Origin of the sequence: Pseudomonas sp. WS 5411, assembly GCF_012985595.1 — a bacterium.
Classification (GTDB): Bacteria; Pseudomonadota; Gammaproteobacteria; order Pseudomonadales; family Pseudomonadaceae; genus Aquipseudomonas; species Aquipseudomonas shahriarae.
On sequence record NZ_JAARMC010000003.1, the window covers coordinates 302,867 to 318,670 of the forward strand.

At 61.8% G+C, this 15,804-nt stretch carries 18 protein-coding genes; 8 read left to right on the forward strand and 10 right to left on the reverse strand.

The window, feature by feature from the left end; all coding sequences use genetic code 11:
• Nucleotides 1–140: 140 nt before the first annotated feature.
• Genes rsmD through HBR93_RS08025 form a run of 3 tightly spaced genes read right to left on the reverse strand, consistent with a single transcriptional unit; the run spans nt 141 to nt 3,596 of the window.
• Nucleotides 141–758, reverse strand: coding sequence for a 16S rRNA (guanine(966)-N(2))-methyltransferase RsmD (rsmD, locus tag HBR93_RS08015; RefSeq protein WP_057960893.1), 618 nt, complete (start codon nt 756–758; stop codon nt 141–143).
• Nucleotides 758–2,248, reverse strand: coding sequence for a pitrilysin family protein (locus HBR93_RS08020; protein WP_057440386.1), 1,491 nt, complete (start codon nt 2,246–2,248; stop codon nt 758–760). Before HBR93_RS08020 ends, rsmD begins: the two co-directional genes overlap by 1 nt.
• The gene (locus HBR93_RS08025; protein ID WP_057440385.1) at nt 2,241–3,596 is read right to left on the reverse strand and encodes a pitrilysin family protein; all 1,356 of its coding nucleotides are present in this window, start codon (nt 3,594–3,596) and stop codon (nt 2,241–2,243) included. The genes HBR93_RS08020 and HBR93_RS08025 overlap by 8 nt, the downstream gene beginning before the upstream one ends.
• A 341-nt stretch (nt 3,597–3,937) precedes the next feature.
• On the opposite strand from HBR93_RS08025, the gene ftsY reads away from it, so the two are divergent.
• The 4 genes from ftsY to rpoH all read left to right on the forward strand — a co-directional run bounded on the left by ftsY (nt 3,938) and on the right by rpoH (nt 8,036).
• A complete protein-coding gene (ftsY, locus tag HBR93_RS08030; protein WP_169960105.1) occupies nt 3,938–5,365 on the forward strand; it encodes a signal recognition particle-docking protein FtsY in 1,428 nt (475 codons plus the stop codon).
• Complete coding sequence (gene ftsE / locus HBR93_RS08035) at nt 5,362–6,033, forward strand: cell division ATP-binding protein FtsE (RefSeq protein ID WP_003213784.1); 672 nt, start codon at nt 5,362–5,364, stop codon at nt 6,031–6,033. Before ftsY ends, ftsE begins: the two co-directional genes overlap by 4 nt.
• The gene (gene ftsX / locus HBR93_RS08040; protein ID WP_169960106.1) at nt 6,030–7,052 is read left to right on the forward strand and encodes a permease-like cell division protein FtsX; all 1,023 of its coding nucleotides are present in this window, start codon (nt 6,030–6,032) and stop codon (nt 7,050–7,052) included. The genes ftsE and ftsX overlap by 4 nt, the downstream gene beginning before the upstream one ends.
• A 129-nt stretch (nt 7,053–7,181) precedes the next feature.
• Nucleotides 7,182–8,036, forward strand: a complete 855-nt coding sequence (gene rpoH / locus HBR93_RS08045) for an RNA polymerase sigma factor RpoH (RefSeq protein WP_003176698.1) — start codon at nt 7,182–7,184, stop codon at nt 8,034–8,036.
• Between the two features lie 148 nt (nt 8,037–8,184).
• Here the strand turns inward: rpoH and mtgA are convergent, their stop codons facing one another.
• Entirely contained in the window at nt 8,185–8,907 is a 723-nt protein-coding gene (mtgA, locus tag HBR93_RS08050) for a monofunctional biosynthetic peptidoglycan transglycosylase (protein ID WP_057440382.1), read from the reverse strand.
• A gap of 74 nt (nt 8,908–8,981) precedes the next feature.
• Between mtgA and HBR93_RS08055 the strand changes: the two genes are divergently transcribed.
• From HBR93_RS08055 to trmB, 4 genes are all read left to right on the forward strand, one after another.
• A complete protein-coding gene (locus tag HBR93_RS08055) occupies nt 8,982–9,362 on the forward strand; it encodes a DUF423 domain-containing protein (RefSeq protein ID WP_057440381.1) in 381 nt (126 codons plus the stop codon).
• Between the two features lie 71 nt (nt 9,363–9,433).
• Nucleotides 9,434–9,634, forward strand: coding sequence for a sulfur carrier protein ThiS (gene thiS, locus HBR93_RS08060; RefSeq protein WP_162947777.1), 201 nt, complete (start codon nt 9,434–9,436; stop codon nt 9,632–9,634).
• Nucleotides 9,635–9,689: 55 nt separating this feature from the next.
• Complete coding sequence (locus HBR93_RS08065) at nt 9,690–10,484, forward strand: thiazole synthase (protein WP_017845016.1); 795 nt, start codon at nt 9,690–9,692, stop codon at nt 10,482–10,484.
• A gap of 9 nt (nt 10,485–10,493) precedes the next feature.
• On the forward strand, nt 10,494–11,219 hold the full coding sequence (gene trmB / locus HBR93_RS08070) for a tRNA (guanosine(46)-N7)-methyltransferase TrmB (RefSeq protein WP_057440379.1): 726 nt from the start codon (nt 10,494–10,496) through the stop codon (nt 11,217–11,219).
• A 138-nt stretch (nt 11,220–11,357) separates the two neighbouring features.
• On the opposite strand, the gene HBR93_RS08075 is transcribed toward trmB, so the two are convergent.
• The 6 genes from HBR93_RS08075 to HBR93_RS08100 are packed head-to-tail and all read right to left on the reverse strand — an operon-like array spanning nt 11,358 to nt 15,715.
• The gene (locus HBR93_RS08075) at nt 11,358–11,681 is read right to left on the reverse strand and encodes a DUF3392 domain-containing protein (RefSeq protein WP_029300493.1); all 324 of its coding nucleotides are present in this window, start codon (nt 11,679–11,681) and stop codon (nt 11,358–11,360) included.
• 18 nt (nt 11,682–11,699) lie between these two features.
• Nucleotides 11,700–12,902 carry a radical SAM family heme chaperone HemW gene (hemW, locus tag HBR93_RS08080; protein ID WP_262377270.1) on the reverse strand — a complete coding sequence of 401 codons (1,203 nt, stop codon included), beginning with the start codon at nt 12,900–12,902 and terminating at the stop codon, nt 11,700–11,702.
• Nucleotides 12,899–13,495: an RdgB/HAM1 family non-canonical purine NTP pyrophosphatase gene (gene rdgB / locus HBR93_RS08085; protein ID WP_027606096.1), complete on the reverse strand. Its 597-nt coding sequence runs from the start codon at nt 13,493–13,495 to the stop codon at nt 12,899–12,901. The genes hemW and rdgB overlap by 4 nt, the downstream gene beginning before the upstream one ends.
• The gene (locus HBR93_RS08090; RefSeq protein ID WP_029300487.1) at nt 13,492–13,926 is read right to left on the reverse strand and encodes a DUF4426 domain-containing protein; all 435 of its coding nucleotides are present in this window, start codon (nt 13,924–13,926) and stop codon (nt 13,492–13,494) included. The genes rdgB and HBR93_RS08090 overlap by 4 nt, the downstream gene beginning before the upstream one ends.
• A gap of 21 nt (nt 13,927–13,947) precedes the next feature.
• The gene (gene metW, locus HBR93_RS08095) at nt 13,948–14,568 is read right to left on the reverse strand and encodes a methionine biosynthesis protein MetW (RefSeq protein ID WP_029300485.1); all 621 of its coding nucleotides are present in this window, start codon (nt 14,566–14,568) and stop codon (nt 13,948–13,950) included.
• A 7-nt stretch (nt 14,569–14,575) separates the two neighbouring features.
• The gene (locus HBR93_RS08100; protein ID WP_057440377.1) at nt 14,576–15,715 is read right to left on the reverse strand and encodes a homoserine O-acetyltransferase; all 1,140 of its coding nucleotides are present in this window, start codon (nt 15,713–15,715) and stop codon (nt 14,576–14,578) included.
• Between the last annotated feature and the right edge of the window lie 89 nt (nt 15,716–15,804).

Sequence of the window (15,804 nt, forward strand, 5' to 3'; positions counted from 1 at the left end):
TGTGGCTTGTGGCTATGGGTGTGGCTGTGGCGAGCGGGCTTGCCCGCGTTGGACTGCGCAGCAGTCCCATTTTCTAGGGTCGCTGCGCAACCCAACGCGGGCAAGCCCGCTCGCCACAGTAAAGTGGCTTGCCACGTCATTTAGTCAGCGGTCTGGACCGTACGTTGCCACAACGCGTAATACACCCGCCCGGATTTTTGTTCGCGGTGCAGGCGCCAGTTGCCCGGCAGGCCCAGGGTCGACGGCGCGGTTTCGCTTTCGGTGTAGACCCAGGCGTCATCGGCCAGCCACTGGCGCTCTTCCAGCAGCGCGCAGACGGTTGGCAACAGGTTCTGGTTGAACGGCGGATCGAGGAACACCACGTCGAATGCACTGGCTGGCTGGGTTTCCAGGTAGCGCAGGGCATCGGCGGTTTGGACGTGACCGGTGGTGCAACGCAGGGTGCCCAGGTGTTCGCGCAGGCTGGAAACCGCCACGTTGCTCGCGTCCAGCGCCTGGCCCAGGGCGGCGCCACGGGACAGGGACTCGAGGAACAGCGCGCCGCTGCCGGCGAACGGGTCAAGCACCTTGGCCCCTTCGATATACGGCGCGAGCCAGTTGAACAGGGTCTCGCGGACCCGGTCCGGGGTCGGGCGCAGGCCCACGACATCGGGGAAGCTCAGCTTGCGGCTGCGCCATTGGCCGCCAATGATGCGCAGTTGGCCCACACCGTTATGCACGTTATGGACAGGTTTTTTAGGGCGGGATGGACTAGCCATTAATGCTCCGGAACCCCGAGCGGCTGCTCGGCAGGTTTATCAGTGGGGGGCGGTAGTGGCTTTTGCGCGGTGGTGGGACCAGCGGTCACGATCACCATTTTATCGCTGCTCAAGTGCTTGTTCAGTGCGGCCTTGACCTGTTCGGTAGTCAGGGCCTGGGATTGCTTCATGAAGTCTTCCAGGTAGTTGAGCGGCAGGTTGTAGAAACCCATGGCGCCCAGTTGCCCGACGATATCGGCGTTGCTCGCAGTGGACAGCGGGAAGCTGCCGGCCAGTTCGCGCTTGGCGTCATCCAGTTCTTTTTGCGTCGGCCCGGTCTTGAGGTAGTCGGCCAGTACTTGCTCCACCAGGCGCAAGGTGCCGCCGCTCATCTCGGCGCGGGTCTGCAGGTTGATCATGAACGGACCACGCACCTGCATCGGCGAAAAGCCCGAGTACACGCCATAGGTCAGGCCGCGCTTCTCGCGCACTTCGCTCATCAAGCGGGTGCCAAAGCCACCGCCGCCAAGGATCTGGTTGCCCAGGGACAGGGCCGCGTAGTCCGGATCGGCGCGGTTGATGCCCAGTTGTGCGAACAACAGGTGCGTCTGCTTGGAGGGAAACTCGATATGCCCCAGGCCGGCCTTGGGCTCGGTCGGCTCGGCGATCTTCGCCAGTGCCGGGCCCTTGGGCAGGGATGCGGACACCTTGGCTGCCATGGCTTCGGCGTCAGCACGGGACAGGTCGCCGACCATCGCGATCACCGCGTTACCGGCGGCGTAGGCCTTGGCGTGGAATGCCTTCAGCTGTGCCTGGGTAATGGCCGGAACGCTCTCGGGCGTGCCTTCGCTCGGGTGCGCATAGGGATGATCGCCGTACAGGCGCTTGAACAGCTCGATGCTCGCCAGCTTGCCCGGGTTCTGCTTCTGGTACTCGAAGCTGGCCAGCAACTGGTTCTTGATCCGCGCCAGGGAGTCGGCGGGGAAGGTCGGCTGGCCGATCACCTGGTCAAACAGCGTGAGGGCGGCCTCGCGCTTGTCGGCGGCACTGAGGCTGCGCAGCGACACCAGCGCCATATCGCGGTAGGCACCGTTGCTGAAATCCGCCCCCAGGCCTTCAAAACCGGCGGCAATCTGCCCCACATCCTTGCCCGGCACGCCTTCGTTGAGCATGGCGTTGGTCAGCAGGGCCAGGCCCGGCGTGTTGCCGTCCTGGCTGCTGCCGGCAGCGAACAGGATGCGCATGTCGAACATCGGCAGTTCGTGGGCTTCGACGAACAGCACCTTGGCGCCTTCGGCGGTGTTCCAGGTCTGCACGTTGAGCTGGCGGTTGGTCGGGTTCTTGCCGTCCAGTTCTGCCAGGGATTGCAGGGTCTTGCTGGACTTGGCCTGCTCCAGCGCCGGGCTGGCAACGGAGTCGTCCGGGCGACCGATATACACCGCGACTGCCGCCACCAGAGTCACGACGATCAGGCCAGGCAGCACCAGGCGGTTGTTTTTGCGATCACTCATGAGTGCTCTCCTGTGGCATGACATGGGCGACACTCAGGCGTTCGCGGGTGAAATACGTGCGCGCGGCCTTCTGGATGTCTTCGGGCGTCACGCTTTGCAGTTCGGCAAGCTCGGTGTCCATGAGTTTCCACGACAGGCCGACCGTTTCCAGGGAGCCAATGGCTGTGGCCTGGCTGGTGATGGAGTCACGCTCGTAGACCAACCCGGCAATGACCTGGGCGCGAATACGCTCCAGTTCCTCGGCGGTCGGTGGCTTGGCCTTGAGTTCATCCAGCAGGCGCCAGAGCCCGGCTTCGGCCTGGGCCACGGTTTTCTTCTTCTGCTGGTTGGGGGTGGCACTCAAGGTGAACAGGCTGTCGCCGCGGGTGTAGGCGTCGTAGCTGGTCGAGGCAGCCGACACCAATTCTTCACCGCGTTCCAGCTGGCTCGGGATGCGCGCGCTGTAGCCGCCATCGAGCAGTGCCGAGATCAGGCGCAGGGCGTTGACCGAGCGCTTGTCTTCGGCGGTGGCCAGGCCCGGTACGTTGAAGCCGAGGATGACGCTCGGTAGCTGCGTCTGCACATGCATGGTCAGCAGGCGTTCGCCCGGCTCGGCCAGTTCCAGGGGCTTCTTCGCCGGTGGCACGTCACGCTTGGGGATCGGGCCGAAGTAACGCTGGGCCAGGGTTTTCACCTCGTCCGGGGTCACGTCGCCGACCACCACCAGGGTGGCGTTGTTCGGCACATACCAGGATTGGTACCAGTGGCGCAGTTCCTCGACCTTCATGCGGTCCAGGTCGGCCATCCAGCCGATGGTCGGCGTGTGATAGCCGCTGGCCGGGTAGGCCATGGCCTTGAAGCGTTCGAAGGCCTTGGACATCGGGTTGTCATCGGTGCGCAGGCGGCGCTCCTCCTTGATGACTTCGATCTCGCGGCTGAATTCGTCGGCCGGCAGGCGCAGGGTGGCCATGCGGTCGGCTTCCAGCTCCAGGGCCACGCCCAGGCGGTCGCGGGCCAGCACTTGGTAGTAGGCGGTGTAGTCGTCGCTGGTGAAGGCGTTCTCTTCGGCGCCCAGGTCGCGCAGGATCAACGAGGCTTCGCCGGGGCCGGTCTTGGAGCTGCCCTTGAACATCATGTGTTCCAGGGCGTGGGACAAACCGGTCTGGCCAGGGGTTTCATAGCTGGAGCCGACCTTGTACCAGACCTGCGAGACCACCACCGGGGCGCGATGGTCTTCGCGCACGACGACCTTGAGGCCGTTGTCCAGGGTGAATTCATGGGTGGGTTGTGGGTCGGCAGCCAAGGCTGAAAGGGGCAGACAAACTGTGCTGAGCAGCAGGCCTGCGGCGCGGCGGGCTAGAGCATTCATTCGTTTTTAAACCTGTTGGGCTGCCCGCTTGGTCTTAGCGTCGGCGGGCGAGGAGGTGCTAGGATACTGATCCGTATTAGCGGCGGCCACTGCGGCTGTCATATCGTTTCGGATCCAGTCGTCGTAAAGATGGAGTTATCCGTGGGTTTCCCCGGTTTTAATTCGCTTTTCGCCGATTTTATCGCTTCAGTCCTATATTGAATCGATTTGTTGAGGCTGTATTCACGCCTCACAAAATGCTGCGCATGAACAAGCTGGCTAAAAAACAGTCTGTTGCGCATCGAATATTATTTACCGAGGCGCCTCCTTGGCGCGTCGCTACCGTGAGATAGCCGTCCTCCATGTTTGGTTCCAACGACGACAAGAAGAGCCCAGCTGCGGCTGGCGAGAAAAAAGGCCTGTTCGGATGGCTGCGCAAAAAGCCGCAGGAAACCGTCGTCGAACAGCCGCAAGTCCAACCTGAGCCGGTGCCTGAGCCTGTTCTGCAAGCGGAACCGGCGATTGAGCCCGTGGCCGAGCCTGTCGTCGAGACGCCAGCGCCGGTGGTGCTGCCTATCGCCGAGCCGGTCTTGCAGCCGGAGGTGGAGGCTGCGCCAGAGCCAGAGCCAGAGCATAAGCCGTGGCCGCCATTGCCGGTGGCTGAAGAGCCTGTTGCGTTGGTCGAGGATGTGCAGGCCGAACATGTGACGCCGCCGATCCCTGTGGTGGTGGAGCCGGTCCAGGTCGCCGTCGAGCCCCAGCCCGTTGTCGTTGAGCCGGCGCCGTTGGTGGTCGAGCCAGTGGTTGCCGAGCCCGTTGCGGTGGTTGCCGAACCCGTCGCTGCGCCTGCTGAAACCAGTAAGACCGGCTTCTTCGCCCGCCTCAAGCAAGGCCTGAGCAAGACCAGCGCGAGCATCGGCGAAGGCATGGCCAGCCTGTTCCTGGGCAAGAAGATCATTGATGACGAGTTGCTCGAAGATATCGAGACCCGCCTGCTGACCGCTGACGTGGGCGTCGAAGCCACTGCCGTGATCATCCAGAGCCTGACCCAGAAGGTGGCGCGCAAGCAGCTCACCGACGCCGACGCGCTTTACAAATCATTGCAAGCCGAACTGGCTGCCATGCTCAAGCCGGTGGAAGCGCCGCTGGTGATTACCGAGAAAAAACCCTTTGTGATTCTGGTGGTCGGCGTCAATGGCGCCGGCAAGACCACCACCATCGGCAAGCTGGCGAAGAAGCTGCAACTGGAAGGCAAGAAAGTCATGCTCGCCGCCGGTGACACCTTCCGCGCCGCCGCCGTAGAGCAATTGCAGGTGTGGGGCGAGCGCAACAAGATCCCGGTGATCGCCCAGCACACCGGCGCCGATTCTGCCTCGGTGATCTTCGACGCCGTGCAGGCCGCCAAGGCCCGCAACATCGACGTACTGATTGCCGATACCGCCGGTCGCCTGCATACCAAAGACAACTTGATGGAAGAGTTGAAGAAAGTCCGCCGGGTGATGGGCAAGCTCGACGCCGACGCGCCGCACGAGGTGCTGTTGGTGCTGGACGCCGGTACTGGGCAGAACGCCATCAGCCAGGCCAAGCAATTCAACCAGACAGTCCAACTGACTGGCCTGGCGTTGACTAAGCTCGATGGCACGGCCAAGGGTGGGGTGATTTTCGCCCTGGCTAAACAATTCGGGCTTCCGATTCGTTATATCGGTGTAGGCGAAGGTATTGATGACCTGCGCACGTTTGAGGCCGAACCCTTTGTCCAGGCACTGTTTGCCGAGCGGGAGCGTTCATGATTCGTTTTGAACAGGTGGGCAAGCGCTACGCCAATGGGCATGTCGGCTTGCATGAGCTGAGTTTCCGGGTGCGCCGTGGCGAGTTCTTGTTTGTCACCGGTCATTCCGGGGCCGGCAAAAGTACGTTGCTGCGCCTGCTGCTGGCCATGGAGCGCCCGACCACCGGCAAACTGCTGCTGGCAGGCCAGGATCTGGCCACCATCAGCAATGCGCAGATCCCGTTCCTGCGCCGGCAGATCGGCGTGGTGTTCCAGAACCACCAGTTGCTGTTCGATCGCACGGTGTTCAATAACATCGCCCTGCCATTGCAGATCCTCGGGCTGTCCAAGGCCGAGATCGTCAAACGTGTGGATTCGGCCCTGGAGCGTGTGGCGCTGTCGGACAAGACCGACCTGTACCCCGGCGACCTGTCCACCGGCCAGCAACAGCGCGTCGGCATTGCCCGCGCCATCGTCCATCGCCCGGCCTTGCTGCTGGCGGACGAACCCACCGGTAACCTCGACCCGCGCCTGGCGGCGGAGATCATGGGTGTCTTTGAAGACATCAACCGCCTGGGCACCAGTGTGCTGATTGCCAGTCACGACCTGGCATTGATCGCGCGTATGCGCCATCGCATGTTGACCCTGCAGCGCGGGCGCCTGATCGGTGACGGGGAGGCTGGCGTATGAGTGCCACACGCAGCCCTAAAGTTTCCGAGCGCGTGGCGCCGAAAGCCGCCGACCCGCAACCGCAGAAAAAGAAACGCGACGATGATGACGGTCCTGACTTCAGCACCTTGCTGCACGCCTGGATCGAAAGCCATCGCGCCAGCCTGGTGGACAGCCTGCGCCGCCTGGGCAAGCAGCCGATTGGCAGCTTCTTCACCTGCCTGGTGATGGCCGTGGCGTTGAGCCTGCCGATGGGTTTGTCGTTGCTGCTGAATAATGTCGAGCGCCTGGGCGGTTCCTGGCAGCGCGCGGCGCAGATTTCCCTGTACCTGCAACTGGATGCCAGCGCCACTGAAGGCGAGGCCCTGCGCGAGCAGATCAAGAACCTGCCGGGTGTGGCGGATGCCGAGTACATCAGTCGCGACCAGGCGCTGGAAGAGTTCCAGCAACAGTCCGGCCTGGGTGAGGCGCTCAAGGAGCTGCCGCAGAACCCGCTGCCGGGGGTTGTGCTGGTCACGCCCAATGAAATCGACAAGACGGCCCTTGAAGCATTAAGACAAAAATTGGCTGAACTGCCCAGGGTGCAACAGGCGCAGCTTGATTTAGTGTGGGTCGAGCGTCTGGCGGCGATTCTCAAGCTGGGCGACCGGTTTGTCTTCGGCCTGACGGTGTTGCTGGTTTCTGCATTACTTTTGGTGATAGGCAATACCATTCGTCTTCATATTGAAAACCGCCGCACCGAGATAGAAGTGATTAAACTGGTCGGCGGCACAGACAGCTATGTGCGTCGTCCTTTTCTATATATGGGCGCGCTTTATGGCTTCGGTGCGGGGATTCTGTCCTGGGGCGTCCTGGCGTTTGGCCTGGATTGGCTGAACGACGCGGTAGTCGGCCTGGCCGGATTGTATGGCAGTGACTTTGCCCTGGCTGGCGTACCTGCGGCCGATGGTCTATCACTCTTGCTTGGCGCGGTGTTGTTGGGGTATATCGGTGCTTGGATTGCGGTCGCACGGCATCTACGTGAGCTGGCGCCGAAGTAGTTAATGTCAGATTAATGTGGTTTCGTTTGTATTGACCGTATCAGTGGTTTAGGGAACTTGTCCTACGGTTCCCGGTCAATTTTCGCAGTGCTGAACTGCACGAGTTATGTGAGTCGGAGGTTTTTTCGTATGACCACTTCTTTGCAACCTGCTTATGCTCTGGTCCCGGGTGCGAACCTGGAGGCTTATGTGCACACGGTCAACAGCATTCCATTGCTGACGCCTGAGCAGGAGCGTGAACTGGCCGAGAGTCTCTACTATGAGCAGGATTTGGGGGCGGCTCGGCAGATGGTGCTCGCCCACCTGCGTTTTGTCGTACATATCGCCCGTAGCTATAGCGGCTACGGCCTGGCCCAGGCTGACCTGATCCAGGAAGGCAACGTCGGCCTGATGAAGGCTGTAAAACGCTTCAACCCGGAAATGGGTGTGCGCCTGGTGTCGTTCGCTGTGCACTGGATCAAGGCGGAAATCCACGAGTTCATCCTGCGCAACTGGCGCATCGTGAAAGTGGCGACCACCAAGGCCCAGCGCAAGCTGTTCTTCAACCTGCGCAGCCAGAAGAAACGCCTGGCGTGGCTGAACAACGAGGAAGTCCACCGTGTGGCGGAAAGCCTCGGTGTGGAGCCTCGGGAAGTGCGCGAGATGGAAAGTCGCCTGACCGGCCATGACATGGCCTTCGACCCGGCCGCCGAAGCGGACGACGACAGCGCTTTCCAATCGCCGGCCAACTACCTGGAAGACCACCGGTACGACCCGGCGCGTCAACTGGAAGATGCCGATTGGAGCGACAACTCCAACCACAACCTGCACGAAGCGCTGGAAGTGCTGGACGACCGCAGCCGTGACATCCTCTACCAGCGCTGGCTGGCAGAAGAAAAAGCCACGCTGCACGACCTGGCGCAGAAGTACAACGTGTCGGCCGAGCGTATTCGTCAGCTTGAGAAGAGCGCGATGAATAAGCTGAAACTGTCGATCGCCGCCTAACACGCTGCGAACGACCAAAAAAATGCCCCGATCGAAAGATCGGGGCATTTTTGTTCGTGCCCGAAAAACCTCAAGCCTTACGCGGTCCAGGGTGTAGGCGCTGGCTGGCCTGCGATCGCGGTGGGTCAGCCAGCCCTATTGGGTGGTGTCAGTTGGCCCACGGCGCCTGCCGCGTACTGTTCAGCTCATTCAAATAGCCGGTACCACCCAACTGCCCCATCTGCTGACGAATCCAAGCCGCCCGCCGCGCCACATACGCCGTCGGATGGCTGGCACTCCACACCCGTGGATTAGGCAGTACAGCGGCCAGATAGCTGGCCTGCTGCCGCGAAAGCCCCTTGGCACCCACGCCAAAATGATGCCGCGCCGCCGCCTCTGCGCCAAACACCCCTTCATCCCACTCCACACTGTTGAGGTACACCTCAAGGATCCGCTGCTTGGGCCACAGGATCTCGATCAACCCGGTAAACCAGGCTTCCAGGCCCTTGCGCAAGTAACTGCGGCCGGCCCACAGGAACAGGTTCTTCGATACCTGCTGGCTCAGCGTACTGGCACCGCGAATCGAACCACCGCGCTCGTTATGCAGCAAAGCGGCCTGGATCGCACCAAAGTCAAAGCCCCAATGCTGCGGGAAGCGCTGGTCCTCGCCGGCCATCACCGCGACTTTCAGGTCATCGGAGATCTCATCCCACGGCACCCAGGTCCGTTGCAGGTCAATGGGCTCGCTGTCGATCCAGGATTCGATCTTGCGCTCGACCATCAGTGCGGTGAACGGCGGCGGGACGACACGAAACAGCAGCACCAGCAAAACACTGCCGATGACAAACCATTTCACGACTTTGAGAAAACGACTGAAGAGGACACGCAGCATAGAGATGGCTTGGCCGAACCCGTTGAGCGGGCCATTATACAGACCCTGCCCAATGAGTCTGACTGGAGTTCCTCATGTTGCGTGGCTTTCTGATGCTGGCTGCTTTTTTCGGTTTTACCGGTGTTGCCCTCGGCGCATTTGCCGCCCATGGCCTGAAAAAGAGCCTGAGTGCTGAGTACCTGGCGATTTTCCACACCGGTGTGACCTACCAGTTGGTGCACGCCCTGGCGTTGTTTGGCGTGGCCTTGCTCGCCGCGCATATGCCTGGGCGGCTGGTGCTGTGGGCCGGAGTGTCGTTCAGCATCGGTATCCTGTTGTTCTCCGGCAGCCTGTACCTGTTGACCACCATCGGCATCGGCAAACTGGGAATCATCACGCCGTTTGGCGGCCTGGCGTTCCTGATTGGCTGGCTGTGCCTGGGGCTCGCCGCCTGGCGCCTGCAACTGACCGCCTGACGCTTGTAGCTGACCTTCAGGTCACGATCAGGCTAGAATGCTGGCCCCTAAAAACGATGGCGGCCCGTGGCATGCGCATTCAATTGAACGGCGAATCCTATGAACTGCCCGACGGTGAAACCGTCGCGGCCCTGCTGACCCGTCTGGAACTGACCGGACGTCGCGTCGCAGTGGAGCTCAACCAGGATATCGTCCCGCGTAGCCAGCACACCGAAACCGCCCTCACCGAAGGCGACCAGGTCGAAGTGGTCCACGCCATCGGCGGCGGCTAGGCCCGGGGCAACTACCCGAATTCTGCAGAACCTCACCCCAACTCGAGGATTTCCCATGAGCATCGTTCGTAGCGACAAGCCCTTCGTCCTGGCCGGTCGTACTTACCAGTCGCGTTTGTTGGTAGGCACCGGCAAGTACCGCGACATGGAAGAAACCCGCCTGGCTATCGAAGCCTCGGGCGCCGAAATCGTGACAGTGGCCGTGCGCCGCACCAATATCGGCCAGAACCCGGGCGAACCGAACCTGCTGGATATCCTGCCGCCGGATCGCTACACCATCCTGCCGAACACTGCCGGTTGCTACGACGCCATCGAAGCCGTGCGCACCTGCCGCCTGGCCCGTGAGCTGCTCGACGGCCACAACCTGGTGAAGCTGGAAGTGCTGGCGGACCAGAAAACCCTGTTCCCCAACGTGATCGAAACCCTCAAGGCCGCCGAAACCCTGGTCAAGGAAGGTTTCGACGTGATGGTCTACACCAGCGATGACCCGATCATCGCCCGCCAACTGGCCGAGATCGGCTGCATCGCGGTGATGCCACTGGCCGGCCTGATCGGCACTGGCCTGGGGATCTGCAACCCGTACAACCTGCAGATCATCCTCGAAGAAGCCAAGATCCCGGTGCTGGTGGATGCCGGCGTCGGTACCGCGTCCGATGCCACCATTGCCATGGAGCTGGGCTGCGAAGCGGTGCTGATGAACTCGGCCATCGCCAACGCACAACAGCCGATCATGATGGCCGAAGCCATGAAACACGCGATTGTCGCCGGCCGCCTGGCGTACCTCGCCGGGCGTATGCCGAAAAAACTTTACGCCAGCGCCTCCTCGCCGCTGGATGGTCTGATCAAGTAAGAGCCATTGATGACTGAATCAAACGAAACGCCGAACCCCGTGGAAGAAGGCGACGAGTCCAAGCACCGCCGCATCAAGAGTTTTGTGATGCGTGCCGGGCGCATGACCGAAGGCCAGCAAAAGGGCCTCGACCAGGGCGCGCCGCTGTTCGTCCTGCCCCTGGCTGACGCGCCGGTGGACTTTGACCAGGTGTTTGGCCGTTCTGCCCCGCGCTCCCTGGAGATCGGCTTCGGCATGGGCCATTCCCTGCTGGAAATGGCTGCAGCGTCGCCCGAGCAAGACTTTATCGGTGTGGAAGTGCACCGTCCGGGCGTAGGCGCACTGCTCAACGGCGTGCTGACCCAGGGCCTGAAAAACCTGCGGGTCTATGACTGCGACGCGATCGAAGTGCTCAACCGCTGCATCGCCGATAACAGCCTCGACCGCCTGATGCTGTTTTTCCCGGATCCATGGCACAAGAGCCGTCACCACAAGCGCCGTATCGTCCAGGCGTCCTTCGCGGAGCTGGTGCGCAGCAAACTCAAGGTCGGCGGCATCCTGCACATGGCCACCGATTGGGAACCGTATGCGGAGTACATGCTGGAAGTGATGAACGTCGCCCCTGGCTACCGCAACCTGGCCGAAGATGGTCAGTGCGTACCACGCCCGGCCGAGCGTCCGATCACCAAGTTCGAACGCCGTGGCGAGCGATTGGGGCATGGGGTTTGGGATTTGAAGTTCGAAAAGCTGGCGTAATCAGCTAGCAAGCTGAAATGCGATTAACTGTGGGAGCTGGCTTGCCGGCGATAGCATCACTTCGGTGTCACTGATACACCGAGGTGCTTGCATCGCAGGCAAGCCAGCTCCCACAGTTGTTTTGTGGTGGGCTTTGAGTCAGCGGCGGTCGGCAACCACGCCAATCAACACCAGCACCACCAACAGCACCGGTGCCAGGCTGTAGTTATTGAACTGGCTCAACCCCCGCACAATCCAGGGTGTGGCGTAGATCAGCGCAGCACCGCTGCCGATCATGCACAGCAGGGCCATCAACGGTACGCGCAAGGCGCCGGCGATGTTGCCCAGGCGTGCTTCGACCCAACCCTTGATATCGGCGCCGAATAGCACCAACAGGCAGCCTACCAGCGCCAGGGAGATTTCCGACAGGTTGCTACGGCTCCAGCGGGATACGGTGGCGAGCAGGTCGAGTACCAGATCCATTCGATTTCCTTAGAGCGATCAGCTCAAAAACTTCTGCAGCAGGTCATTGAGAAAGAGTTGCCCACGGTCCGTGGCCGCCAGGCGTGACGGTTCGACCTGCAATAAGCCACTTTGTTCGGCATCCCTGCGGGCTTGTTCCAGGCTGGCCAAGTCCAGGCCGGTGCGCTCGGCATACAGCCTGGCTTCGACGCCCTCGGTCAGGCGCAGGGCGTTCATCAGGAACTCAAAGGGCAACTCTTCATTGCTCAGCTCTTTCGACCCGGCCTGGAAGGTTTTTGCCGGGTTGAGGTAGTCCTTCGGTGCGCGGGTCTTCCAGGTGCGCACGATGCGCCCGTCTGGATGGCTGAGCTTGCCGTGGGCGCCGGCGCCGATGCCGATAAAGTCGCCAAAACTCCAGTAATTGAGGTTATGCCGCGCGGGCCGGCCCGGCTGGGCGTAGGCCGAGACTTCATATTGCGCGTAGCCGTGTTTGGCGAGCAGGGCCTGGCCGGCTTCCTGGATATCCCACAGGGTGTCGTCTTCCGGCAGCGTCGGCGGCTGGTTCCAGAACACAGTGTTGGGTTCCAGGGTCAGTTGGTACCACGACAGATGGGTCGGCTTGAGCGCAATCGCCTGGCGCAGGTCGCCCAGGGCGTCGTCCAGGGATTGGTCGGGCAAACCGTGCATCAGGTCCAGGTTGAAGTTATCGAAGCCGGCCTGGCGTGCCATGCCGGCGGCGCGTACGGCTTCGTCGCCGTTGTGGATGCGGCCCAGGGCCTTGAGCTTGTCCTGCTGGAAGCTCTGGATGCCAATCGACAGGCGATTGATCCCCAGCTTGCGGTAGGCGACGAACTTCTCTTGCTCGAAGGTACCGGGGTTGGCTTCCAGAGTGATCTCGATGTCGCGGGCAAACGGGATACGTTGCTCCACGCCCTCCAGCAACCGGCCCAGCGCCGCAGCACTGAACAGGCTTGGCGTGCCGCCGCCAAAGAAGATCGAACTCAGCTCGCGGCCATACACCGCGTGCAGGTCCTGATCCAGGTCCGCCAGCAACGCGTCGACATACTCTTCTTCCGGCAGCACCTTGCTGGCGGTGTGGGAGTTGAAGTCGCAATAGGGGCATTTACGCACGCACCACGGGATGTGGATGTACAGCGCCAGGGGCGGCAGTACTGGCAGGGCCGCCCGAGGTGTTTGCGCGCCACCGAGGATCAGGGGCTGCGCGGAGGTGTTCTGGGTCATTTCAAGCCCAGACGCTGGCGCAGCAAATCCATTGCGCGGGCGCGGTGGCTGATCTGGTTCTTGTCGGCGGGGCTCAGTTCGGCGCTGGACACATTGCGCTCCGGCACCCAGAACAGCGGGTCATAGCCAAACCCGTGCTCGCCGCTGGCCGCGTGCAGGATGCGCCCGTGCCACAAGCCTTCGCAGAGAATCGGCAGCGGGTCGTCGGCATGTCGCACCAGGGCCAGCACACAGACAAACTGCGCGCCGCGCATCGCGTCCGGCACGTCCTTGAGGGCGTCCAGCAGCTTTGCGTTGTTCGCCGCGTCGCCTTTGCCGTCGGCATAGCGCGCCGAATAGATGCCGGGGGCGCCGCCGAGGAAGTCCACGGCCAGGCCGGAGTCGTCGGCCAGTGCCGGCAGCCCGGAAATGCGCGCGGCATTGCGGGCCTTGAGGATGGCGTTCTCGACGAACGACAGGCCGGTTTCCTCCGGCTCCACCTGGCTGAACTCGCCAATCGAGCGCAATTGCACCGATTCGCCGAGCATGGCCTGGAGTTCCTTGAGTTTGCCGGCGTTATGGCTGGCCAGTACGAGTTGTGTCAGGTTCATTATTCGGCCGGGAACAGTTCTTGGGTGAAACTGAAGCCGTGGGCTTTGCCGCCGGTTTCAACATTGATGGTAAAGGTGCGGAATTCCTGCTGCGGCACCGAGTAGGGGGCGAGGTAGTAGATAGCGCCTTTTTCGGTGATTTGCTTGAAGGTCAGCATTTCACTCTTGCCGGTCAAGTCCTTGATCGTGCCGGTCACTTGGGCCGCCACGGGCTCCACGCCCTTGATCACCGAGACATTGATCATGCCCTTGTTCTTGCTGCGCACCACGCCCACGGCCTGGGCCGTCTCGGGTTGCAGGAAGCTGGAGGTGAAGGTGCTGTAGTGCACGGTGATATCACCAAACGCCTTCTGCCGATTGCTGTCGATAGGGCCGGCAGCCATGGCGCTGGCGCCCAGGCAGGCGGTGAGTAGAAAAATAGCCAGGCGACTCATGATCGTCCTCCTCGAAAATGGTTAGACGGCAATCTGATGATCGGTCAGGCCAGGACTGCTGACCCGATAAATCCCGATTTCACCTAAAAGATTAGGCCATAGCTTACTTGCCCAGCCGTGGCGATGCTGTTGATCGACGGCAAGGCGGTTGATCACCTTGGCTTCGCGCCCGCTGCACAGCGCCTCGAAGTCCTCGAAGGTGCAGAAGTGAATATTGGGCGTGTTGTACCAGGTGTACGGCAGGAAGTCCGATACCGGCATCCGGCCCTTGGTGGCCAGGTACCAGCGGCAGCGCCAGTGGCCGAAGTTGGGGAAGGTGATGATGCACTGGCGGCCGACGCGCAACATTTCGTCGAGGATCCGGTCCGGGTAATGCACAGCCTGCAGGGCCTGGGTCATCACCACGATATCGAAGCTGTTGCTGGCAAAGTTGCCCAGGCCCTTGTCCAGGTCCTGCTCGATTACGTTGATGCCCTTGGCCACGCACTGGGCGATGTTGTCCGGGTCGTTTTCCAGGCCATAGCCGGTGACTTGCTTGTTGTCGCGCAGCCAGCTCAGCAGTTCGCCATCGCCGCAACCCAGGTCGAGCACGCGGCTGCCGGCGGGGATCCAGTCTTGGATGATTTCCAGGTCGGCTCTCATGGCGTTCTCACAAAGTTATGCGGTTCATGTAATTGCTGAAGGCCTGCAGATAGCGCGGGATCGGGATCAGGAAGGCATCGTGGCCCTGCGGTGCGTCGATCTCCAGGTAGCAGACGTCTTTGCGCGCAGCCATCAGCGCATCTACCAGCTCCCGCGAACGGGCCGGCGAGAAGCGCCAGTCGGTGGTGAACGACATCACGCAGAACTTGGCCGTGGCGCCTTCGAAGGTCTTCGCCAGGTCGTCATCAAAGTTTGCCGCCGGGTCGAAGTAGTCCAGGGCCTTGGTCATCAGCAGGTAGGTATTGGCGTCGAAACGCCCGGAAAACTCCTCGCCCTGGTAACGCAGGTAGCTTTCGACCTGGAATTCGACGCTGTGGAAGTCGTAGTTGAGCTTCTCGCTCTTGAGCCCACGGCCGAATTTTTCGCCCATGGAGTCATCCGACAGGTAGGTGATATGTCCGACCATCCGCGCCAGCATCAAGCCGCGCTTGGGGATCACCCCGGCTTCCTGGAATGAACCGCCGTGGAACTCGGGGTCGGTGAGGATCGCCTGGCGCGCCACTTCGTTGAAGGCGATGTTCTGTGCCGACAACTTCGGGGCCGAGGCGATGGCCAGGCAATGGCGCACGCGGTCGGGGTAGGTAATGGTCCATTGCAGGGCCTGCATGCCGCCCAGGCTGCCGCCGATCACCGCTGCCCATTGCTGGATGCCCAGCAGGTCGGCCAAGCGTGCCTGGCTGTGCACCCAGTCTTCCACGGTCAGTACCGGGAAGTCGGCGCCAAACGGCTTGCCGGTTTCCGGGTTGAGGCTGCTGGGGCCGGTGGAACCGTTGCAGCCGCCGAGGTTGTTCAGGCTGACCACAAAGAACTTGTTGGTGTCGATGGGTTTGCCAGGGCCGATGCAGCTGTCCCACCAGCCGGGCTTGCGCTCGTCGGCGCTGTGGTAGCCGGCGGCGTGATGATGGCCCGACAGGGCGTGGCAGATCAGCACGGCATTGCTGGCCGTGGCGTTCAACGCACCGTAGGTTTCATAGATCAGGTCATAGGCCGGCAGCGACCGCCCACAGGCCAGGGCCAGGGGTTCGCTGAAGTGCGCCACTTGGGGCACGACCAGTCCAACAGAATCGGGGGGAAAGGCAGTTGGCATCGACCCTGCTCTCGTTTAAATGAGGCGTAAGTCTAAAGAGCGGGGGGCCTAGCGGCAAGCGAAGGCCTGCATGGATTCACTTCAAGACA